The sequence below is a fragment of the Nitrospira sp. Kam-Ns4a genome (genome assembly GCF_965152595.1).
Genome location: NZ_OZ224218.1, coordinates 2282781 through 2305105, shown reverse-complemented (window position 1 = coordinate 2305105; position 22325 = coordinate 2282781). Strand labels below are relative to the sequence as shown.

General features: G+C 67.7%; 22 protein-coding genes. 3 read left to right on the top strand and 19 right to left on the bottom strand.

What is annotated here, in order from left to right:
• Positions 1-66 precede the first annotated feature (66 nt).
• Complete coding sequence (locus tag ACWHYQ_RS11580) at positions 67-1434, top strand: MFS transporter (protein WP_447972285.1); 1368 nt, start codon at positions 67-69, stop codon at positions 1432-1434.
• Positions 1435-1447: 13 nt separating this feature from the next.
• Positions 1448-1963 (top strand): peptidylprolyl isomerase, encoded by a 516-nt coding sequence (locus ACWHYQ_RS11575; RefSeq protein WP_447972284.1) that lies wholly within the window; start codon positions 1448-1450, stop codon positions 1961-1963.
• An 84-nt stretch (positions 1964-2047) separates the two neighbouring features.
• On the opposite strand, the gene amrB is transcribed toward ACWHYQ_RS11575, so the two are convergent.
• The 18 genes from amrB to ACWHYQ_RS11485 all read right to left on the bottom strand — a co-directional run bounded on the left by amrB (position 2048) and on the right by ACWHYQ_RS11485 (position 18281).
• Entirely contained in the window at positions 2048-3298 is a 1251-nt protein-coding gene (amrB, locus tag ACWHYQ_RS11570; RefSeq protein ID WP_447972283.1) for an AmmeMemoRadiSam system protein B, read from the bottom strand.
• A 74-nt stretch (positions 3299-3372) separates the two neighbouring features.
• Positions 3373-4119 carry a hypothetical protein gene (locus tag ACWHYQ_RS11565; protein ID WP_447972282.1) on the bottom strand — a complete coding sequence of 249 codons (747 nt, stop codon included), beginning with the start codon at positions 4117-4119 and terminating at the stop codon, positions 3373-3375.
• Positions 4120-4148: 29 nt separating this feature from the next.
• Positions 4149-4994, bottom strand: a complete 846-nt coding sequence (locus tag ACWHYQ_RS11560; RefSeq protein WP_447972281.1) for a hypothetical protein — start codon at positions 4992-4994, stop codon at positions 4149-4151.
• 90 nt (positions 4995-5084) lie between these two features.
• Positions 5085-5735: a hypothetical protein gene (locus ACWHYQ_RS11555; RefSeq protein ID WP_447972280.1), complete on the bottom strand. Its 651-nt coding sequence runs from the start codon at positions 5733-5735 to the stop codon at positions 5085-5087.
• Entirely contained in the window at positions 5732-7039 is a 1308-nt protein-coding gene (locus tag ACWHYQ_RS11550; RefSeq protein WP_447972279.1) for a DUF6754 domain-containing protein, read from the bottom strand. The genes ACWHYQ_RS11555 and ACWHYQ_RS11550 overlap by 4 nt, the downstream gene beginning before the upstream one ends.
• Before the next feature lie 6 nt (positions 7040-7045).
• Positions 7046-8179: a hypothetical protein gene (locus ACWHYQ_RS11545; RefSeq protein ID WP_447972278.1), complete on the bottom strand. Its 1134-nt coding sequence runs from the start codon at positions 8177-8179 to the stop codon at positions 7046-7048.
• Between the two features lie 128 nt (positions 8180-8307).
• A complete protein-coding gene (locus ACWHYQ_RS11540; RefSeq protein ID WP_447972277.1) occupies positions 8308-10152 on the bottom strand; it encodes a glutamate mutase L in 1845 nt (614 codons plus the stop codon).
• Positions 10149-10517: a hypothetical protein gene (locus tag ACWHYQ_RS11535; RefSeq protein WP_447972276.1), complete on the bottom strand. Its 369-nt coding sequence runs from the start codon at positions 10515-10517 to the stop codon at positions 10149-10151. The genes ACWHYQ_RS11540 and ACWHYQ_RS11535 overlap by 4 nt, the downstream gene beginning before the upstream one ends.
• Positions 10518-10558: 41 nt before the next feature.
• Positions 10559-11506: a lipoyl synthase gene (gene lipA, locus ACWHYQ_RS11530; protein ID WP_447972275.1), complete on the bottom strand. Its 948-nt coding sequence runs from the start codon at positions 11504-11506 to the stop codon at positions 10559-10561.
• Positions 11503-12735: a dihydrolipoamide acetyltransferase family protein gene (locus ACWHYQ_RS11525; RefSeq protein WP_447972274.1), complete on the bottom strand. Its 1233-nt coding sequence runs from the start codon at positions 12733-12735 to the stop codon at positions 11503-11505. Before ACWHYQ_RS11525 ends, lipA begins: the two co-directional genes overlap by 4 nt.
• 109 nt (positions 12736-12844) lie before the next feature.
• Positions 12845-13210, bottom strand: coding sequence for a hypothetical protein (locus ACWHYQ_RS11520; protein WP_447972273.1), 366 nt, complete (start codon positions 13208-13210; stop codon positions 12845-12847).
• Positions 13207-13575, bottom strand: a complete 369-nt coding sequence (locus ACWHYQ_RS11515; RefSeq protein WP_447972272.1) for a hypothetical protein — start codon at positions 13573-13575, stop codon at positions 13207-13209. Before ACWHYQ_RS11515 ends, ACWHYQ_RS11520 begins: the two co-directional genes overlap by 4 nt.
• 16 nt (positions 13576-13591) lie before the next feature.
• Positions 13592-14569, bottom strand: coding sequence for a pyruvate dehydrogenase complex E1 component subunit beta (locus ACWHYQ_RS11510; RefSeq protein ID WP_447972271.1), 978 nt, complete (start codon positions 14567-14569; stop codon positions 13592-13594).
• 19 nt (positions 14570-14588) lie between these two features.
• Positions 14589-15554: a pyruvate dehydrogenase (acetyl-transferring) E1 component subunit alpha gene (gene pdhA / locus ACWHYQ_RS11505; RefSeq protein WP_447972270.1), complete on the bottom strand. Its 966-nt coding sequence runs from the start codon at positions 15552-15554 to the stop codon at positions 14589-14591.
• 77 nt (positions 15555-15631) lie between these two features.
• Positions 15632-15937 carry a Rieske (2Fe-2S) protein gene (locus tag ACWHYQ_RS11500; RefSeq protein WP_447972269.1) on the bottom strand — a complete coding sequence of 102 codons (306 nt, stop codon included), beginning with the start codon at positions 15935-15937 and terminating at the stop codon, positions 15632-15634.
• A 42-nt stretch (positions 15938-15979) separates the two neighbouring features.
• Positions 15980-16852, bottom strand: a complete 873-nt coding sequence (locus ACWHYQ_RS11495) for an Mrp/NBP35 family ATP-binding protein (protein ID WP_447972268.1) — start codon at positions 16850-16852, stop codon at positions 15980-15982.
• Between the two features lie 165 nt (positions 16853-17017).
• Entirely contained in the window at positions 17018-17221 is a 204-nt protein-coding gene (locus tag ACWHYQ_RS11490; RefSeq protein ID WP_447972267.1) for a hypothetical protein, read from the bottom strand.
• 229 nt (positions 17222-17450) lie between these two features.
• Positions 17451-18281 carry an acyl-CoA desaturase gene (locus tag ACWHYQ_RS11485; RefSeq protein ID WP_447972266.1) on the bottom strand — a complete coding sequence of 277 codons (831 nt, stop codon included), beginning with the start codon at positions 18279-18281 and terminating at the stop codon, positions 17451-17453.
• Between the two features lie 166 nt (positions 18282-18447).
• Here ACWHYQ_RS11485 and ACWHYQ_RS11480 point away from each other — a divergent pair, with 166 nt between their 5' ends.
• Entirely contained in the window at positions 18448-21414 is a 2967-nt protein-coding gene (locus ACWHYQ_RS11480; RefSeq protein WP_447972265.1) for a proline dehydrogenase family protein, read from the top strand.
• Here ACWHYQ_RS11480 and ACWHYQ_RS11475 read toward each other — a convergent pair.
• The gene (locus ACWHYQ_RS11475; RefSeq protein ID WP_447972264.1) at positions 21304-22203 is read right to left on the bottom strand and encodes a hypothetical protein; all 900 of its coding nucleotides are present in this window, start codon (positions 22201-22203) and stop codon (positions 21304-21306) included. The genes ACWHYQ_RS11480 and ACWHYQ_RS11475 overlap by 111 nt on opposite strands.
• Between the last annotated feature and the right edge of the window lie 122 nt (positions 22204-22325).

The window sequence follows — 22325 nt, the reverse complement described above, 5'->3', positions numbered from 1 at the left end:
TTGCGGCCGACGGATCGCCTGCGCATAATCGGCACGCTGGATGAAGGGAGTGCAAGAGCGTGCCGTATGCGCCAGGCCCCGACCCGTGTCCGCTGGGCGATGCTGTCCCTGTTGTTCGCGATCAGCGTCGTGACCTATGTGGACCGCGTCAACATCTCCGTGACGGCCCGGCAGATGATGCCGGCCCTGGGCCTCACCGAGGTCGAGATGGGTCAGGTCTTCTCCGCCTTCGTCCTCGGGTATGCGCTCTTTCAGGTGCCGGGCGGCTGGCTGGGAGACCACTGGGGCGCGCGGCGGGTCCTAGCCCTCGCGGTTATCTGGTGGTCCCTCTTCACCGCCCTGACTGCGGTCGCGGCGACGCTCCCGCTCGCCGCCCTGCTCGGAATCAGCGGCTCGCTGGCGGTCGTCCGGTTCCTGATCGGCGTGGGCGAGGCCGCAGCCCTGCCGAACTTCAACCGGACTGTTGCCAACTGGCTCCCGGCCCAGGAGCGCGGGTTGGGCATGGGCATCGCGATCGGCGGACTCGGCATCGGCTCCGCGCTGACGCCGCCGGTCACTGCCTGGATCATGGTGACCTTTGGATGGCAAGCTGCGTTCTATGCCGGCGCTACCCTGGGCCTCGTCGTCGCTGCCCTGTGGTTCTGGTTTGCCACAGACCAGCCTGAAGACCATCCCTGGGTCAACGAGGCGGAAGCCGCCCTGATCCGGGACGCCGGACCGGAGGGCGTCCCCGGGGCGATCCCCTGGAGACGGCTGGTCGGCACGCCGACCGTCTGGTGGCTGGTGCTCAGCTACTCCTGTCTCGGCTACGTCGCCTACGTCTACCTGTCCTGGTTCTACCTCTACCTGGTCAACGTCCGCGGCTTTGATGTGCTGCGCGGCGCCCTGCTCGCCTCGACGCCCTTTCTCGCGATCTCCGTCTTCTCGCCCCTGGGCGGCTGGGCCACGGACCGGCTCGCAGCCTGCCTCGGGGCGAACCGCGGACGAGCGGGGGTCGGCGCAGCCGGGATGGCGCTGTCCGCCCTGTGCATTCTCTTGGGTGCCGGACTCGACGCCCCCTATCTGGCGATCGCCTGGCTGGCGCTGGGCGCCGGCTGGCTCTATTTCACCGTGGGCGCCTACTGGAGCGCGACCGTGGACCTTTCGAAGCGCTACGCCGGTACCCTCTCCGGACTCATGAATACCGGCGCCAATTTGGGCGGGACGCTTTCCCCGACGCTCACCCCTTGGCTGGCGGATCGGTTCGGCTGGACGGCCGCGCTGGGGGCAGCCGCAGGGATCGCGCTGCTCGGCGGGCTGTTCTGGCGCTTCATCCGGCCCGGGGACGGGCTCGTCGGAGCCGCAAGACCCGGCGCCGGGCCCGGGCCGCCGGCCTTTCCCCCTACCGAGCCGAGAGACCCTGCTTGCACCGAAGGGGCCGGATTGGTACAGTGACCTGGCTATGGTCATGAAATTCCAGAAGAAGGATCCCCGCGCGATCATCGCGACGAAGTTCGGCGAGATGGTCATCCGGTTCTACCCGGACGAGGCGCCGCGGCACGTGGAAAACTTCCTGAACCTGGCCAAGATGGGGTTTTACAACGGGACGACGTTCCACCGCGTGGTGCCGGGCTTCATGATCCAGGGGGGCGATCCGCTCAGCCGGAATCCAGACCGGAGCCTGCATGGGACCGGCGGGCCTGGCTACTGGCTCAACCCCGAGCCGAACGACCGGCCGCACAAGCGGGGCGCCGTCTCGACCGCCAAAATGCCACGGGAAAGCAACAGCACCCGCGACTTCAACGACAATGGCTCCCAGTTTTTCATCTGCATCGCGGATTCCAGCGGGCTCGACCGGCGCTACACGGTCTTCGGGGAAGTGATCCGCGGCCTGGAAGTCGCCGACAAGATCGCCGCCGTGCCGCGTGACGAAGCCGACAACCCGCTCGAGCCGATCGTGATGACGGTGACCGTGAAGGAGTAGCGCTGGCAGCAAGCCGCTTGCTGCGACTAGCAGGAACCGCCAGCCGAGGCATCTGGCCGCGCGCTCGCAGCGACTTGCGGCGTGCTAATAAAAAACCATGCTGGCGTAGGTGACCGTCGAGTTGAACTGGTCGGTGATCCCCCGGTCGTAGCGCAGCACCTCCCCCTTTTCCGCCGAGATCAGCTTCAGCATTGAGTAGATCGGCGCGAACCCGCAGATCCGCCGGCGGTCCTGCTCCTCGTGGATGAACCGGGCGAAGGCCTCGGCGTCGAGCTGTTCCACGTGCTTGAGCATCTGGAGGTCCGTCTGCAGGCAGCGGTGGAAAGAGAAATCCGTGGGCGGCTGCGGATCACCGTACCGCAGGCCGATGTGGGCCAGGTCCGCGCTGGCGATGACGCAAGCCTGGCGGCCGGACTCGGCCAGGATCTTCTTCAGGGCATCGAGAAAGACCGAGACCGTGTCGCCCAGCGGCCGCAGCGCGGGGTCGAAGAGGCAGCTCGGCGGGAACGCGCACAGGACCGGCACGATCACGACTGGCCGCGCGCGCCCCGCCACGTACTGCAGGAACGGGAGCTGGAACTCGATCGTATGCTCGTGCCGGTGGCGGACGTCCTCCGCGAAGTACCGCTCGCCAGCTTCCCGCCGGAGGGCCTCCACCACGTCGCGGTCCACAGGAACCAACCCCAGCGGCGTCTCGAAGGCCTTGTCCGTCACGGCGAACCCCTGCTCGAGCCCGCTGTGGCAGGTGCCCAGGATCACGAAGAGATCGGGGGGCTGCGCGTCGGCCACCTCCTTGTACGCCCAGGCATAGACCGGCCCGCCGAGCCGCAGCTCGTAGTGCGGCGCCACGATCGCCTTGATCGGCTTGCCCTTGTTGGCTGAGGCCGTGACCGGGGGGCCTTCCTTCGAGGAGAAGAAGGACTCAATCTGCAGCCGCAGCTTCTCCGGGTCTGCCTCGTAGCTCTTCCCGGCATAGGCGGCGGCCCGTACCGGCGCGGCCCGGTAGGCCTCGAGCGCCGCCCGCTGGGCCGCTTCCACCCGTTCCCCTTCGAGGAACAGCTTCTCGTCCAGGTCCGCCACCAACCGCTCGAGCCGGTCGGGCATCAGGAACTCGCCGAAGCGCTTGAGGTAGTGGATGCCGATCTCTTCGAGGGAGTGGTCGCCATCGAAGAACTGGAGCAGATAGAAATAGTTCAAGGGGACGATGAGTTTCTCCGCGCTGAGCCCGGTGGGGTCCCAGAGGACGACGTACTTCTCGTCCTTCTCCCGCAGCGGGGAGAACTGGAGGTTGCGGAGGACCGGGTACTGCTTCGGGTCTTTGGCCGGCTCGGTCATGCCCAGGCCTCGACATCGAGCGAAAGGCGCGTGATTGTACCGGAAGAGCCGCTGCGGCGGCAAGCGCCGGCTCGCTACTCGCGGGCGGGGCCGGATTTGCGCGTCACCGTCCAAATCACAAGTGACGCGACGGTGAGCCCCAGCAGCCAGAGCGAGGCGTACCCGTACCGCGGCTCGGCAAACTCGATCAGGTCCGTCAGCCGGCCGATCAGGAGTGACATGCGAGCCATGACCGTGTAGCCGAAGGCGGCGCCGAACGCGATCATCAAGAACAGGATGCCGGTGCGCGCCGCGACGCGGACCGGGCCGCGGTGCTCGATCGAGAAGAAGAAATAGAAGAGCACCGAGACGACGCCCAGGAGCAGGACGATCGTGTTGAGGTTGCTCGCCGGGTTCAGGAGGTCAAAGGTGAAGGTCACCCCGCCCCCCTCCGTCAGGGCGGCCAGCGGCCGGACCGTGTCCTCCACCTGCTTGAGGATGTAGGAGGAGATGATTCTCGGGATGGCCAATCCCGAGCCGACCCCGACCACGAAGGCGAAGGCGATCCGGGACAGCCAGGCGGCCTGCGGAAGGTACCGGGCCAGCATCAGCAGTCCGATCCCGAGCGGGATCAGGAGCGACCACTGCCCCTGATGGACCATCGGCTCGTAGACGAGCCGGATCATCAGGTCGTAGGACTTGACGATGGTGTAGCCGACCGAGACCCCGACGTAGAGATGCTCAGCGAGCTTGAAGAGCGGGTTGTCCTCATACAGGAACGTGAAGATGCAGAGGGTCAGCCCCGTCGCCACCCACGCGCCCAGCAGGCTCTCGAACGGCATCGTCGTCCCCCTCTTCTGGGCTCGGCCCGTCAGCGGCCCTCGCGCCGGCCCCCGGCCCGGCGCCACGTCAGGTACAGCGCGTTGCAGAGGGCGACCAGCGCGATGATCGCGAAGTGGGTGGCGGACTGGGCGTCCATGCCGGCCACCGCGCGCCCCTTCTGCCCGATCAGGACCTCGTACTCGGCGGCGCCGCGCAGCCCGCCGATGAGCCCGTTGATCTGCCCGCTGCGCAGAAGCGGGTACAGGCCCGGCGCAATGACGCCGGTACAGCCACCCCCTAGCTCAAACTTGTACTTGTCCTTCCCGAACACGTACCAGGTCTCGATCCCCGCCGTCCCCGCGGCCAGGCTCACCACGTAGCTCACGTCGCGGAGCGTCCGCACATCCTTCAGGACCGGCAGGTCCCTAGTCGGCCGATTGTAGTAGTCGTTCGGGAAGGCCTTGTAGAGGTCCTGCCCCATCGTGATGATCAGGGAGCCCACCCCGGGACTCCACCCGAGAAAGACATAGTCCTTCCCGTTCTCCTTCCCCATCTCGGCCGCCACTTTGGAGATCACCTCCTCCGCCATGCCCGTGCCGGTGACCCAGAGGGTCATGCCGATGACCCGCAGGTTCTTCTTAAAGGCGTGCCGCAGCAGGGCGACGGCCTGGGGGTACAGCTCCGGCTTGGACGCCGGGTCGAAATCCATGCTGAGGAGAAACACCGAGCCCGTGGGCAGCCGGTCGAGATGGTCGTAGACGCCGTGGACCTCCGGCGACACCTTGATCGCCAACCCCACGGGATAGAGGAGCGGGATCAGGGTACAAAGCCCGATCACTAGGAAGATGAGCCGCCGGTCAATCCGCAACAGTTTCTCGGCGAACGTCACGGTCATCCCTCCGGGACGCGGGACACGGGACGAGGTGGGCTGTCCGGCCTCTCGTGTGCGTCTTTCTCTTGTGCGTCACGCGTCCCGCGTCCCCTGTCACTCTTTTCCGCCTCCGAGATAGGCCCGCTCGATCCCGAAGATGATCTTCAGGGACAGCGCGACGGCGCCCAGGCTGATGCCGATCAGAATCGCCCGCCGCACGGACGCGTTCAGCACGTTCAGGATCCACTGCGTGATGTCGCCGCTGACCGGCACCAGGTGCTCCCCGAGCGGCACGCGGCCCATCATGACAATGACCGCAGCGAGGAGCAGCACGGCGGCCTCCCGACTCCTCGCCCGGAAAGACCGGTAGGCGGCGGAAGCGATGAAGAACGCCAGGATGGCGAACATGGTGCCCTGGAGCGGCACCATCGTGTAGGTGTAGATCCAACCGAAGGCGGTCAGCGCGCCGTCCGTCGACTCCTTGCCGTTCGACCAGAGGCCGATTGCGATCGTGCCCAGCATCCCCGCGTAGAGGACGAAGCTGTACCCCCACCCCGGCTCCTTCCGGCGGATCTTCACCGCATGGATATGGAAGAGGCTGGTGACGCCCAAGACCAGCGCGAACAGCCCGATGATCTGCAGCCACTTGTTGACCTCCGTCAGCATGGCTTCCGAGGCCGGATGGGGGACGTAGTACTGCCCGGCGAACAGGAGACCCGCGACCAGCGTGATCAGCAGCGGGAGCTGGCGTCGCAAGAAGATCATTTGAGATCCTTGAACAAATCCAGGAGCAGCATGGGCGCGTCGGTGCCCAGCAGGACACCAGCCGTGGCCAGCAGGGTCCCGATCGCGAGCACGCCGAGGACCAGAGCCTTGCCCAGATCCTGGCCGCGGAGGGTTCCCATCTGAACCGGCTCGCGCGAGAGGTAGGCGCTGGCCGCGTACAGCTCCTCGCCGATCAGGGTGTAGTCGCAGGTCGTGACGAAGAACGGAAGCTGGTGGTCCGAATCGGTTCCTGCGATCTGGATCGCTCCGGTGCTGGCGCCGGTCTCGGTGAGCAGCAGCGACTCCGCGAAGTAGGAGCCCATGAAGAAGTTGGCAGCGGGTTTCCGCCGCAACATGATCCCGTCCACCGCCGCCGTGTAGCTGAATTGGTCGCTGGTAATGAAGAAATTCGAGTCCTCCTTGAAGGCGTCCGGCTTGCCGGCCTCCAGATAGGACTGCTTGGTGATCTCCTGGCAGACGGCCATCACGATGGGATCCCGGTGCGGAACCAGCAGGTCGGTCTCATAGGCGGCCACCCGCTTCGCCACCCGCCCCAAAATGACGGCGGCCGCGATCGTCGCGGGCTCGCTCATGTCGCCTGCGCCGGTCAGATACAGAATGGGTTTCCCCAACTCGGTCGCGCGCCCGATCGCCTCATCCACCGCGTCGAGCCCGGGAATCCGGCGCAGGAAGATCTCGCGCCGCTTCGCCTGCCGGATCGCGACGAAGACCGCGCCGCCGAAGAGCAGGACGAACGCCAGGTTGTTCACCTGATTCCAATTGACCCAGTTGGGCTCGGGCACCGCCTGGCCTGCTTGTACGTCCACCCGCTCCTCGCCTCGGACAGCCCGGAGGATGACGGTGTAGGCAGTCCCGTCCTTGATCTCGAGGTTCTTTCCGGACTTGATCGTGAACTGGTGAAACTCGGGACGAGCCGGACGCGTCCACCACGCCCATTTGGCCTCCCGGACGTAATGGGAGTTCGCCGCGATCTCGCCGACCAGGACCGGATCGGCAGCGTTCGCCGCCCCGCCGGCGATGAGGATCTGGTACCGGGCATCGGGGCCATCGAATTCAGAGGGAGCCCAGACGAGGGTGAGCGCGGCGCCGGCGTCGTTCGGCTGGTCGAAGACCCGCACCTCGCGAGGCGGCGAGAGGGCCGCGGCCTGCGCGCCCATGGCCCACGCCCAGACGAGCAGGACGACGAGCCCGGGAGTCGTGAAGGGCCGGCCGCGGTGTCTGTCGCAGGGGCGCCGCGGGCCGTGGGCGGCGGGGCTGGCGGGATTGGGCTCGGGTGTGCTCACTAGGGGTCAGCCTTCGATGATCTCGACGTTGGCCCGTGGAATGACCGCGACGGCCCCGTCGGGGAACCGCACCTCCAGGACACGCACGCGGCTCTCGGTCTCGATCTGTCGCAACTCCGGTGGGAGTCCGATCACCTGGCCGATCCGCCCGAACCATGGATCCCGGATCACGCGCACCTGGTCGCCCAGCTTGAGGCCGGCGCGATCCGGCTCGGCCGGTTTGGACCGAGCGCCGTCGCCCGCCTCCGGGGCGCGCGGGATGATGACCTCCGGCCTGATGACGCCGGCCCGGATCTGGGTGGCCCCCGAGACCGAGGCGACCTGCCCTGCGTGCCTGGACAGCAGGGCAAAGGTCTTCGCCGCCATCGGGATCGTGCCGAACCCCTCGGTGATGATCAGGGTGAACCCTACCCGCTCGGTCCCAGTGATCGCCACGCCCAGGTCATAGCCGAGAAGATCGCGGAGATCCTTGTCATGGATGCCGCCGACCACGAGGGCCCCGATGCCCAGCTCGCGGGCCCGGGCCATGCCCGCCCGGCCGAGGAACGACCCGCCCACGACAACGCCCCCCTTCATCTCCGGCCGCAGGTGCTCCGGCGTCAGAGGCTCCTCCGGCGACTTGACCGCGAGGTGCAGCGGGCCCCACGTCTCGCCACCGATGCCGAAGATGCCCTGGACCAGCGTGCACTCGGTTTCCACCGTCACCCCGTGGGGTGGATGAGCCTCGATCACGACGCCCGTGATATAGGCGAGCAGGTCGAGGATGCGGGGGGGCTCCCGCAACAGGACCTGGCCCGTGACGGTCGAGATGGATTCCACGTTCCCATCGATGGGTGAGCGGACCTCCGTTCGGAACCATTTGAGAAAGGGTTTGGTCTCGGCGAAGACCTCGTCCCGCTTGACCAGTTCCCCTGCCTTCTTGAGCAGGTACTCGGGGATCTCGTCCGGCGCCACCCCAAGCAGGTTGGCGACGTTCACCGCATGGACCTTTCCAGGCAACTCGGCCCGGGCGACGACGCTGTCTGCTCGGACCCGGTCGCCCGCCTTCGCCAGAACCGACCCGGGAATCGGCAGCAGGCGCCGCTTGCGGATCACGATCCGGTCGGTGACGGTCAGGCCTGGCGTGTAGGAGTGCGCCATCGTAAAACCCGCGACACGTGATGGGAGACGCACGACCAACGGCAGCAGGGACCATGGTCAGTGGTCGGTGAAGACACCGGATGGTTTTTCCCCACTGCCCACTGCCCCCTGCCCACGATTGTATCCGCTCACCGTGGATAGAGATTCACCGCCCGGTGCCAGCGAGTGAGCGCCTCTAGCCTGGCCTGGCGGTCCGCCGGCAACTGGAGCGGTCGTCCGCGGCCGTCCAGGAGCAGCCCGGCCACGCCGCCGCGGACCTCGCGCATAAGCGCCTCCCCCCGCCCGGCCCCGACATCCACCTGACGCGCAGGCCGGACCTCGATCCGGGCCCGCTCGTCGAGCCCGAGGGGCAGGAGGCGCAGCTCGCCGAACCGCAACGTCCCCCGCTCGCTGGGACGCCCGTTCTGGAACGTGACGACGTACTCGGCGCAGGGCTCCCCGTCCTTGCCCTGCCCGATCGGCGCCACGCAGGTCCCGAGGTAGATCAGACAGTCCTGGACGAACACGTCGGTCGCCGCCTGCTCGCTCACCGTGGACAGGACACCTAGGTGCGGCATCATGAAGATGCTGTCCACGGACAGGACGGTCACGCCCAGCGGCTGGTAGGCGTCCACCATCATCAGCATGGACTGGATCCGCCGCGGGGCATGGGACAGGATGCCGCCGCTCCCGACGATGAGGTCGAGCTTCAGCAAGTCCACGAGCGTCTCGCCCGAGGCGCGTTGCTCGAAGATGTCGGAGATCGTCCGCTCCTGCTGGACTCCCTTCAGCCCCGTGGCTAGCGACTTGTGATGATCGAGTGCCAACCGGAGCGCCTCACGGGCGATTGCCTGCTCGATCTGCAGCTCGTCCAAGGTCTGGGGGATGGTCGTCGGCCGGATCATCTTGTTCTTGATCCGATTGCGGAGGGTCTGCTCGTCAATCGTGAAGGGCACCCAGCGCATGATGTTCTCGAGGCCGGCCTCCGCGACGACGTTCGAGATGCTGTAGGACATGCCGAGGTTCGCGCTGACGGTGCGGTTGAACACCCCGCCGAAGACCGAGAAGACATCCGTGGTGGCGCCCCCGATGTCCACGCCGATCAGGTTGAGCTTGTCCCGCTTGGCGATGGCCTGCATGATCAGCCCCACCGCGGCCGGCGTCGGCATGATCGGCGCCCCGGTCCAGTCCATGAGCTTCCGGTAGCCGGGCGCCTGCGCCATGACGTGCTCGAGGAACAGCTCATGGATCTTGCTGCGCGCCGGGCCCAGGTTCTCCCGCTCGAGGACGGGGCGGATGTTGTCGGTGACCACAAGCTCGGTCTTCTCGCCGAGGATCTCCCGGACGCGCTCCCGCGCGTCCTTGTTGCCGGCGTAGATCAGGGGGAGCTTGTAGCTCAAGCCCAATCGCGGCCGCGGCTCGGCCGCCGCGATGTACTCCGCCAGCTCGACCACGTGGGTGACCGTCCCGCCGTCCGTACCGCCGGAGAGCAGGATCATGTCGGGCCGCAGCGAGCGGATGCGCTCGATCTTCTCGTGCGGCAGACGCCCGTCGTTCGAGGCCAGGACATCCATCACGATCGCCCCGGCGCCGAGCGCGGCCCGTTGAGCGCTCTCTCCCGTCATGCTCTGGACCGCGCCCGCCACCATCATCTGGAGCCCGCCGCCGGCGCTGCTGGTCGAGATGTAGAGGTCCACGCCGACGGGCGGCCCGCCGTCGCCGCCCCGGCTGGGAGTGAGGATGCGCTCGCCGTCCAGGATCTTTCGCCCGGACAATTCTTCGATCTCCGCGATCGCATTCAGCACGCCGCGGGTGACGTCCTCGAACGGCGCCTCCACCGTCGTCGGGGCTTCGCCCCGGTAGGTCTGGCGGTACCCCGTCCCGACCTTCTCGATCAGGATGGCCTTCGTCGTCGTGCTGCCGCAGTCGGTGGCGACGATCACGGCGAGCGACTGGTCCGGGGAAGGCTGGACAGGAGGGGTGGGAGCGGTCATCGAGCGGGAGCCTTCGCAGGATCAGACGCGGCGGCGGCCGCCTGAGCCTCGATGAGCACGATGAGCCGAGCCACCGCGGCGCGGCGCTCGAGGAGGCGGGCCGCCAGCTCCACCTCGCGTGTCTCGCAGACGCAGCTCAGGATCGGGGAAAGGAAGTGGAGCGCCTGACTGCCCAGGAAGTTCATGGGTTCCGCGGATTCCAGGAACAGGATGGCAGGGCTCGCCAGTCCCCGGGCCACGACCGCCGCCGCCACCTTCTCGAGCAGGGCGTCCTCCGCGGCGGAGAAGGGTTCGCTCGCCGGCCGGACCGCGAACGCAACCTTGAATGCTTCCTTCACCTTCTGAACGTGTGTGGAAATCGGCATGGCCCCGCGCCCGCTCGGTGCGAACCCTGGCCCGGGCTATACTAGCCAAGCTGCTGCAGCCCGTCAACCGGACCGTTCGACGCCACGCTCTGCTGCTCGGCGCGGTAAGAGCTGCGCACCAGGGGCCCGGATTCGACATGGGTGAAGCCCAGGGCAAGCCCTTCCGCCTTGAGCGCGGCGAACTCCTCCGGATAGTAGAACCGGACCACCGGGAGGTGCTGTTTCGTCGGCTGGAGGTATTGGCCGACCGTCAGGATCTCGCAACCGGCCGCGCGCAGGTCCCGCATGACCTCCCGGACCTCGTCCAAGGTCTCGCCCATCCCGACGATGAGCCCGGACTTGGTCCGGGCCCCCATTCGGCGGGCCCGCTCCAGGAGGTCGAGCGAGCGCTGGTATTTCCCTTGGGGCCGAATGGAAGGGAACAGGCGGCGCACCGTCTCGATGTTGTGGCTGAGGATGTCCGGCTGTGCCGCCACGACCGTCGCGAGGGCCGCCTCGTCGCCCTCGAAGTCCGGGATGAGGACCTCCACCGCGCAAGTCGGGATCATGCGCCGGATCTGCCGGATCGTCTCGGCAAAGACGGCGGCGCCCCCGTCCTCCAACTCGTCCCGGTTCACTGAAGTGATGACGGCGTGCCGGAGCCCTAGAGCCTGGACCGCGCGGGCCACGCGCATCGGCTCATCTGGGTCCACCGGCTCGGGCCGTCCCGTCCGCACCGCACAGTAGTGGCAGCGCCGCGTGCAGGTGTCCCCCAGGATCAAGAACGTCGCGGTCCGGTTGTTCCAACATTCCCAGACGTTCGGGCAGCGCGCCTCCTCGCAGATCGTGTGCAGGCCCAGGCTGTCCACCAACCGACGAATGTCCCGGTAATCGGGGCCCTGGTTGATCCGGACCTTGAACCAGGGCGGGAGCCGGCCCGCACGGGCCGGCTCCCCAGCGCTAGCCGGAGCCCGCGCGGACCAGACGTTATGGAGCGGGACAAAGCTCATTGCATGCTCTCGGGCAGGACCAGTTCCAGCGGATGTTCGAGGACGCGTTTGAACTCGCGCAGGAAGCGGGCCGCTTGGGCCCCGTCCAACGCCCGGTGGTCGCAGGAAAGGGTGACCTTCATCCGGCGGCCGACCGTCACGCGGCCGTCCTCGACGACCGGCACGTCCCGGACCGACCCGATGGCGAGCGCCGCGGCCTCCGGCGGCATCAGGACGGCGATGAAGTTCTCCACGTCGAACATGCCCAGGTTCGAAACCGAGAAGGTCGCGCCGGTGTACTCCTCCGGCTTGAGCCGGCGCGTCCGGGCCCGCTCGATGAGGTCGCGGGCCTCCGCGGAGATGCGCGCCAGTGACTTCGCTCCACAGTCGCGCACGACCGGCAAGAGCAGCCCGTCGTCGAGGGCGACCGCGATGCCGATATCAATGGTCGGATGGAGCCGCAGCGCGTCGCCGGCGTAGGACACGTTGATCTCCGGGTACCGGCCGATCGCCAGGGCGGCGGCCTTGACGATGAGATCGGTGATGCTCGGCGTGAACTGCCGCGCCTGCTTGAGCTGATGGCGCAAGCGCTCCGCCGCCTCCATCGCGATCTCAGTGGTGACGTAGAAATGCGGCACCGGCGCCTTGCTCTGGGTCGTGATGCGGGCGATTGCCTTCCGCATCTGGCCGAGCGGCCGGTCTTGCCCAACGGGCGCCCGGGCCTTGGCCACCGCCAGCACATCCTGCTCGATGATCCGCCCGTCCGGCCCAGTGCCTCGGACCGTTGCGAGGTCAATGCCGTGCTCGGCGGCGAGACTCCGGGCACGAGGCGACGCCTTGATCGCCGAACCGGCGGTCGGCATTGGACCAGCGGTTGGCGCCTCCCTTGCCGTAGGCGCAGGCGGCCGGGCTGGAGCTGACGGGGGGGCAGCGGCGGAGACGGCGGGCGCCTCCCCGCGCGGGGTCGAGGCGGGGCTTCCCGCTTCCGCCAGCAGCGGCGCGATGTCCTCGTCCGGCTCGCCGATGACGGCGATCAAGGCGCCGGCCTTCACCGTCTCCCCTTCCCTCACCAGGATCCGTCGCAGCGTGCCGGAGGCGAAGGCCTCGAGGTCCATGACCGCCTTGTCGGTCTCGATTTCGGCGAGCACGTCACCGGCACCAACGGCGTCCCCTTCCCGCTTCTTCCAGGCGAGGACGACCCCCTCTTCCATCGTATCGGTTAACTTGGGCATGACCACACGGCTGGCCATCGGGCTTCCCTGTCGCGGCCTCGGTGCCTCTTACGCATTCACTCTAGCGGACCATCCGGCCGAGCGCAAGCAGGCCCCACCGATCCTCCAGGCGCTTAGCGGCAGGCGCTCACCGGCGCAACCAGGCGGTCAGCCACCGCCAGAGCCCTCCACGGTCGGGGTCCGGATACTCCACCCAGGGTTCCTGGGTTCCCAGGTAGGTTTTGTGCCGGAAGCTCAGGCGGCTCCGGAGCTGGCTGTACCCCCGGCCGTGCAGGAAGCGGACCACCTCCGCCAGCGCCCCTCGCGCCGTCTCGGCGTCGCCGGTCGTCACACGCAGGGCCTCGTACCGGAAGGTTGCCCGGAACGCAGCCGTCTCCCGGTGCAGGATCTCGACGAGCCGGGTAAAGCCGCGCGCCCGATCGTCCACCCCGGCCAGCTCGTATTTCTCGACGATCCGCTCCCCCCTCATCGCTCCGACGGGCCCCTCGGTCATAGGCCCTGCGCCCGGAACACGGCGAGCAGGTCGCTCAAGGCGATCGTCTTGCTCCGGAGCGTGCTTCGCTCCCGAGTCACCTCCTCGAGCGCCGCGGCGCGCTGAGCGTCTCCCTGCAGGCAGGTGGCCCCGAGCGCGACGATCCGCTCGCATTCCCGCTCGACCTTTTCCATGACGACCCGATTCACCGCCAGGATCTCCATCAGCTTCGCGCGTGTGTTCATCAGGTGCCGGTGCAGCTCCGGCTCGGGAAAGGACTGCCGTGCAGCGTCGTTCAGGCACCGGTCCAGGTATTGGGTGAGGAACACGTACAGCCGGACGAGCGTCTCGGTGGTTTCGATGGGCGTGGGGGCGGCCTCGACCATGGGGACTCTCCTTCCGTTATCGCCGGTACAGCACCCGCCGGACGGCAGCGAGGACCCGCGCCCGGTCCGGGATGGCCGCATCCTCGAGCGGCCGCGTGTAGGGCATCGGTACGTCCTCGCCGGTGACGCGCACGATGGGGGCGTCCAGGAACTCCAGGGCGTGCGCATAGACGCTTTCCGCGATCTGAGCGCCGAGGCCCGCGAAGCGCCACCCCTCCTCGACAATCACGAGCCGACCCGTCTTCTTCACCGAAGCGACGATCGGGTCCAGGTCCAGCGGTTTGAGGGTCCGGGGATCAATGACCTCCGCTTCGATCCCCTCGCGGGCCAGGGCCTCAGCAGCCTCGAGCGCCAGCCACAGCATCTTGGAATAGGCGACGAGGGTCACGTGGGCGCCGACCCGCTTGACATCCGTGCGCCCGATCGGGATCGTGTACTCGCCGTCCGGCACCTCGCCCTTGGTCCCGTACAGGAGCTGGGCCTCGATGAAGATGACGGGGTTGGGGTCGCGAATGGCGCTCTTGAGCAGGCCTTTGGCGTCGGCAGGTGTCGCCGGTGCGATGACCTTGAGCCCCGGCACGTGGCAGAACCAGGTCTCCAGGCTCTGCGAGTGCTGGGCAGCGAGCTGGTGCGCGGCGCTCCCCGGGCCGCGGATGACGATCGGCACCGTGAGCTGGCCCCCAGACATGTAGCGGATCTTCGCCGCATTGTTGACGATCTGGTCCATGGCGAGGAGGCTGAAATTGAACGTCATCAACTCGACGATCGGGTACAGGCCAGCCATGGCGGCCCCGATGGCGAGCCCCGTAAACCCCGCCTCGGTGATCGGGGTGTCGAGCACCCGGCGCGGCCCGAACTCCTCGATGAACCCCTTGCTGACCTTGAACGCCCCCTGGTAGTAGCCGACCTCCTCGCCGATGAGGAAGACCCGCTCGTCGCGGCGCATCTCCTCCCGCATCGCCTGGTTCAACGCCTCTCGATAGGAGAGTAGCATAGGGCGCGGCCTCGGCTCCTTACTCCACCAACACATCCCGATGGAGCTCCTCGGGTCCTGGAAAGGGGCTCTCGTCAGCGAACCGGACGGCCGCGGCAACCGTCGCACCGACTTCCTGCTCCAGGGCCTTGAAGTCGCCCTCGGTGGCGAGGCTCGCCTTGACCAGCTTCTCGCGGAGCAGCCGGAGCGGATCGCGCTGGCGCTCCTGCTCGACCTCCTCCCTGGTGCGATAGTGCCCGTGGGCCGGATCGGCCATCGAGTGCCCCAGGAACCGATACGTCAGCGCCTCGACGAAAGAAGGGCCGCGCCCGCTCCGCACCTTCTCCACGATGGTGCACATGAGCGAGCGGACGGCGAGGACGTCCATACCGTCCACCTGCTCGGCCGTGATGCCGTAGGCGCGCGCGGTCTCCGCCAATTGGGTATACAAGGCGATGCCTCGCCGGATCGGCGTGCCCATCGCGTAGCGGTTGTTCTCGCACACGAAGATGACCGGCAGCGTCCACAGCGCAGCCAGGTTGAACGCCTCGTGCGCCTGCCCGCTGGGCACCGCACCCTCCCCGAAAAAACAGAGCACGACTTGGTCCCCGCCCTGGTACTGGATCGCGAAGGCCAACCCCGTCGCCAGCGGCAGATGGCCGCCCACGATCGCGTAGCCGCCCATAAACCGCCGCTCCGCGTCCACCAGATGCATGGAGCCGCCCTTCCCTTTGCAGAGGCCGGTGACCTTGCCGAACAGCTCGGCCATGACCCGTTTGGGATCCGAGCCGCGGGCCAGACAGTGGCCGTGCTCGCGGTACGCGCTGATGACGTAGTCGTCCGGGCGGAGCGCCGCGCAAGCTCCGACGGCCACGGCCTCCTGCCCGATATAGAGGTGGAGGAACCCGGCGATCTTCGCCAGCGCATACATCTCTGCCGCTTTCTCCTCGAACCGGCGGATGAGGAGCATCTGGCGGTAGAGGGCGAGCAGGTCGTCGCGGTCCATCTGAGCCGCTTCGCTGGGTGCGGGGGAGACGGTCGGCATGGTCGGTGCGGCCGGGCTGACGGAGGGAAGCCCCCGGGCTAGACCTGGACCTTGATGTCTGTCCCCTCGACCTTGACGGGGTAGGCTTTGACGCAGGCGGATGGGTTGGTGACGCAGGCACCGGTCTTCACATTGTACCGCCAGCCGTGCCAGGGACAGGTCACCTCCTCGCCCTCCAGGTCTCCCTCGCCCAGGGGCCCCCCGCGATGTACGCAGGTGTTGTCAATCGCGTAGTAGGTCCCGTCCACGTTAAAGAGGGCGATAGCGTGCCCGTTTACCTCGGCCACACACCCGGTGCCCGGCGCCACGTCCGCCGTACCGGCTATCCTGACGAAGTCTGCCATAGCTGCTCCTGCGCTCGAAGTGGCGGAGGTGGTCGGGCCCCTTCACGAGGGCCGCTTGATCTTTTGGAGCAAGCCCTCGAGTGGGTGGCGACCGCCGTCACCGCCTCCGGCGGCGACCTCCCGGATCAGCGCAGCCGCGATCGCCTTGAACGCGGCCGTCTGAGGCGAGTCAGGATCGGCCACGACGATCGGCACGCCCTGGTCGCCCCCCGCCCGAATCGCCGGATCAATCGGAATCCGGCCGAGGAACGGGATGCCCAGCTTCTGCGCGGCCCGCTCGCCCCCGCCGTAGGAGAAGATCTCGGTCCGCCCACCGCAATGGCTGCAGACGAAATAGCTCATGTTCTCGATGAGCCCGAGCAGGGGCACATTGACCTTTTGGAACATCATGACGCCCTTCCGCACGTCATGGAGCGAGACCTCCTGCGGCGTGGTGACGGTCACCGCGCCCGTCATCGGGACGATCTGGGACAGCGTCAACTGCGCGTCCCCCGTTCCCGGCGGAAGGTCCACGAGCAGGTAGTCCAGCTCGCCCCATAGGACGTCCCGGAAGAACTGCTGGATCGCCGTGTGGACCATGGGGCCGCGCCAGACGACGGCGGTCTCCTCAGGAACGAAGAACCCCATGGAGATGAGCTTGACCCCGTGGCTCTCGGCCGGCGCGATCTTTCCGTCCTTTTGCTGCGGGGGCCGGGAGGCCCCCATCATCATGGGAATGTTCGGCCCGTAGATGTCGGCGTCCATGAGCCCGACGCGCGCGCCCGTAAGCCCGAGCGCGACGGCCAGGTTCGCGGCTACCGTGGACTTCCCGACCCCGCCCTTGCCGCTGCTGATCGCGATGACATGTTTGACGTCCGGGATCAGGCCGTCTTTGCCCTGTCCGTGGCCGCCTAGGCCACCGCTGGCTTCTGCCATGCCGTTGATCCTCTTCGTCTCCTCCGGGCTGTGTGGTTCAACCGGTTCCGGGAGCGCGGCTCTCGCCACCGGCGCTGCAGCGCACAGCCCCCCTTGGATCCTCCCGGCGAGCGTGCCCGCCGCCTAGAAGCCGGGAAGAGCCCCTCTGCGGCGACATCCCCACTGTTACCTGAGCGAGGACGCGAACTTCTTGCGGGCCCGGCCCACCATCGGAGCGCGACGCGATCCGCGGTTCGTTTCGATGACGGGATCCAGGATTTCTCCGCACAGGATACAGCGCCACCCCGTGAAGTACAAGGAGCCCGTATCGTCCTCCAGGTCCTCGAAGACGTCCTTCACCATGCGTCCCTGACAGCGAGGACAATCCATAACGCCCTCCTCCGGCATCCCTGCCGCACCGGAGGCGATCTGGTCTGACCGGCTCACCGCCGGCAAGCGTGCCTGGATCTCCGCCAAGACTATCACAGGGTGGCGAACGGAAACAAATCTCCGCCCAGCCCGCCCGAAAAGCTGGCGCCATGGGGCTTCCACCGGCGCTGTTCTTTAACCGTCCGCGGCGGGCCAGGCAGCGGGAGGAGGCGGGCGCGGGTCAGGGCGCCTAAGACTGAACCCGCTGGAGGTTAGAGGCGAGCCCGACTTTGGACATGGCGAAGATCAGCCACTTCGACGGGTCGAAGTTGTACCACTTCGGCCCGTTCCGGTAATCCCGCAGGTGCGTGTGGTGGTAATTGTGATAGCCCTCGCCGAAGGTGATCAGCGAGACCCACCAGCTGTCGCGGCTGCTGTCCTCCTGGCCGTGCGGTTGGGCGCCCCACAGATGACAGATCGAATTGATGCAAAAGGTCGAGTTCAGCACCAAAAATACCCGGCAGACCCCGGCGAGCAGGAAACACCCCAGCCCCCCCGTCAGGCCGTTGTAGAACGCTCCCACGACGAAGGGCAGGGCTAGCCCGGACAGGACGATCGGTACGTAATACCGATGCTGCCACATGATGACCGGGTCCTTGCGGAGCCTCGACTCGTACTTCTCCTCGCGGTACGGAGACTTGAAGAAGATCCAGCCGCAATGGCTGTACCAGAAGCCTTTGGTCGCGTTGTAGGGATCCTCTTCCTGGTCGCAACGCGCATGGTGGCGGATGTGGTCGGCACACCACCGTAGTGCCGAGTTCTCGAGCGCCCAGCCCCCCGCCACCAGGAGGCAGGCCTTGACCCATTCCGGGCATTCAAAGCTGCGGTGCGAGATCAGGCGGTGATACCCAACCGTGATGCCCAGCCCGCTGACCATGTACAGGACCGCGAACATGGTCCAGTCCAGCCAGGTGAACCCGTAGTGATACGCGAACAGGGGCACGCCGACCACGGTGGCCAGGATGACGACGGCGAACAACACGATGACCGGGTAATCCAGTTCACGTTGCTTGGACTCCACTCTCCTCCTCCTTACTTACCGTGATGTACCTAGGGTTGTTCCATCCAGGGAAGGCATGACGCAAAGCGGCTGCATCATACAAGGTTTGCCCCGACATTTCAAGAGATATTTTCTCGGTGTATACTTACACAACGAGGCTGCGACCGTCACGTCCGTCGGGAGACCCATGGCTGATCCCGATCTTGAGCTGGCCGTTCAGCGAATCGGGCGGGAGCTTGCGGACCTTTCCGCCGGCCTCACGCCGACGGTGTTTACTCCGGATTGGTGGACCGGCGCGCTGCTGGAGTGGTGCCTGAAGGATGAGCCGTTCAAGGTCCAGCTTTTCCGCTTCATTGACGTCCTGCCCGCGCTGCGGCGCGACGAGCAGGCGGCCCGCCTGTTCGAGGAATATTTCCGCGGGACCGACTTGGGCGCCGGGGTCCTGGGCTGGGGGATGCGCGCCGCGGCGGCGACCGGTCTGGGGGCCCGGCTGAGCGGCAAGGCCCTCCGGGCTCAGGTGGACCGCATGGCCCGGACGTTCATCGCCGGGCCGTCCGCGGCGGAGGCGCTCCCCCGGCTCCTAGACCTGTGGCGGTCGGGGCGCGGCTGCTCGGTGGACCTGCTCGGCGAGACCACCGTGAGCGAGCGAGAGGCCGACCAGTACCGTGACCGGTGCCTCGATGCGCTCCGCCTCCTCGGCCAGGCTACGCCGGCCTGGCCCGCGACGCCGCTCTTGGAGCGCGACCAATTCGGCCCGGTTCCGCGCGCCCAACTGTCGGTCAAGCTCTCCGCCCTCTATTCCCAACTCGACCCGATTGATCCCGAGGGCAGCTTCGCGGCTGTCGCCGGCCGGCTCCGGCCGATTTTGGACCTCGCCGTGGCCCTTCCTGCTGCCGTCACCTTCGATATGGAGCACGCGGAGCTCAAAGATTTGACGCTGGACATCTTCACCCGGCTGCTGTCCGAGGACGCCTACCGCGCCTACCCTCACGGCGGGATCGCCCTGCAGGCCTACCACAAGGACAGCGCGGCGGACCTCGACCGGCTGCTCCGATGGGTCCGGCAGCGCGGGGCGCCGATCACCGTTCGGCTCGTCAAGGGGGCCTACTGGGATTCCGACACGATCATGCACCGGCAGCGGGGCTGGTCCGTTCCGGTTTTCGCGCACAAGTGGGAGACCGACGCGAGCTACGAGGCGCTCACCCGGACGCTCATCGCGCACGCCGACCGCGTGAGGCCGGCGTTCGGCACCCACAACCTCCGCAGCCTGGCCCAGGCCGAGGCGGCGGCCCAGGCGTCCGGGCTCGCGCCCGAGGCCTACGAGTATCAGATGATCTACGGGATGGCCGAGCCGCTCCAGGCGGCGGTCGTCAAGTACGGGCGGCGGCTGCGGATCTACGTACCGTTGGGCGAGATCCTTCCGGGCATGGCCTATCTCGTGCGCCGGCTGCTGGAGAATACCTCCAACGAGTCGTTTCTGCGCCGCCGGTACGTGGAGTCCGTTCCGCTGGAGGAGCTGCTCGCCCCACCCCGCTCCCCGGCTGCGACCATCCAGGAGGGCCCTGCGGAGGAGTCTCACCACGCGCAGGCCGATCGGTTCGTCAACGAGCCGCACGCGGATTTCTCCCAGGCGGCCGTCCGGGAGCGCATGGCCCGAGCCGTGGCGGACGTCAGGAAGCACCTGGGGCGGACCTATACCTACTGGACGGCTCCCGGCTTGCGGCCCACGGGGCCTGAGTTGGTCTCGGAGAACCCGAGCGCGCCAGCGGAACCGGTCGGGCGCCTCCAGGGGCTGGCGCCGGCCGACGTGGGCCAGGCGGTCGAGGTCGCACGGGCCCACGCGGCCGCCTGGCGGAGCCGCCCGGCCGAGGAACGGGCCCGTTTCCTGGTCGAGGCGGCGGCGCTCATGCGCCAACGCCGGTTCGAGCTGGCGGCCTGGGAGGTCTTCGAGGTCGGCAAGCCCTGGCGCGAAGCCGATGCGGACGTCACAGAGGCGATCGATTTCCTGGAGTTCTACGCCCGGCAGATGCGCCGGCTGGCGGAGCCCCGGCGGCTGGGAACCGAGCCGGGGGAGCTCAACCACCTCCACTACGCGCCGCGTGGGGTGGCCGCAGTCATCGCCCCTTGGAACTTCCCGCTTGCGATCCCGACCGGCATGGTCTCCGCAGCATTGGTGACCGGCAACCCGGTCTTGTTCAAGCCGTCGGAACGTGCCCCGGTCCTGGGCCACTGGCTCGTCGAACTGCTCATCGAGGCCGGCATTCCCAGGGGCGTGCTCCAGTTCCTGCCCGGCGGGCCTGAGGTCGGGCGGGCGCTCGTCAGCGCCGGGGTGGACCTGATCGCGTTCACGGGCTCGCAGGCCGTGGGGCTCGACATCGTGGCACAGGCCGCCCGGCCCCGGCCGGGCCAACGGTCTGTCACGCGCGTCATCGCGGAGATGGGGGGCAAGAACGCGATCATCGTAGACGAGTCAGCGGACCTCGACGAGGCGGTGGCCGGCGTCGTCGCGTCTTTCACCGGCTACCAAGGGCAGAAATGCTCGGCCTGTGCCCGAGCCATCGTCCACGAGGAGGTGCACGACCTGTTCCTCCGACGGCTCACCGACGCGGTGATGAGCCTCCGCATCGGTCCGCCGGAGGATCCCGGCAACCGTGTAGGGCCGATGATTGACGGCCGCGCGCTGGCCAAGGTGCGCGACTACATCGAGATCGGCAAGCGTGAAGGCCGGCTGGTGGTGGAGCGGAAGGTTGAGGCGCAGGAGGGCTACTTTCTCGGCCCGGCGGTCTTCGCGGAGATCCGGCCGGAGCACCGCCTGGCTCAGGAGGAGATCTTCGGACCCGTCCTGGCCGTGCTGCGCGCGCGGGACTTCGCGGAGGCGCTCCGGTTCGCCAACAGCACCGCTTACGCGCTGACCGGCGGCCTCTACTCTCGGAGTCCCGAGCACATCGCCCGCGCGCGGGAACAGTTCGACGTCGGCAACCTGTACATCAACCGCCCGATCACGGGCGCGCTGGTCGGTCGCCAGCCCTTCGGCGGGCACCGGCTATCGGGTGTGGGAACGAAGGCTGGCGGCGAGGACTATCTCCGCGAGTTTCTGGTCGCGCGGGTCGTGACGGAAAACACCATCCGGCGGGGCTTCGCTCCGGCCGAGTGACGCGGCCGGCTCGAGCTGGATCGTCGCCTCCTCCAGCTCCTCGGTGATCTCGGACACAAAGCCGCGGTCGGTGCGGAACGGCGGCAGTTCCTGCCGCTCGACGTACTTGACGAGCCCGACGCCCTTCGCGAACCAGGCCACCATCGTGTCGGTCCCAACCGCGCTCCGCTTCGTTTCCGAGGAGAGGTGGATGCGCAGGGTCATGCGCGCCTCGATCCGGACAGCGTCCGGGTAGGCGCCGGCTGGCACCGTGACGGGTTCCCGCCCGACGACGCTCACCGTCGCCTCCACGTCCACCTTCTCGTTCGTGCCATCCCCGTCCAGGTCGTTGCCGAAATCGAGCCCCTTCCGGTCGAACTGCTGGAAGGAGGATGGGACCATCAGCGGAAACCGGACGATCTGGTAGGGCACGAGCTGCTTCTCGAGCGGCGTCCCCGGATCCGAGCCGTAGTACACGATGCCAGCGGCATCCCGGCGATAGTAGCTGTTCTGCGGGCCGTGGTTGCCGGGGTTCGTGTCGTGGAAGACCTTGACCGAGACGCCCCGCACGATCTCGGTGCCCTTGACCGTGGAGACGTTGACGAAGCCCTTGGTCGCGATGGTCTGCATCGGCCCCTCAACCACCTGCCCTCGATACTGCCACCGGCTGCCGGTTCCGTCGGGAAAGTACTGCTCCGCATTGGCGACGACCTGCGCCACCGGAGGGGCGGCCGCGGCCCCTGTCGCCCCGGCTACCCACCAGCCCGTCGCCACCGCCACGACCATCAGCAGGAGATGAGGAGTCCTCATGCGTATCCTTCAGGCCCGCCCGTTGCCGGAGTCGTATGTATCACAAGTGCCGGGAAGGCGGCAAGGTCCTGGCTGTGCGCGCCGCGCTTGCCTTTCCGCCGGCCGAGTGGGAATAATAGCCC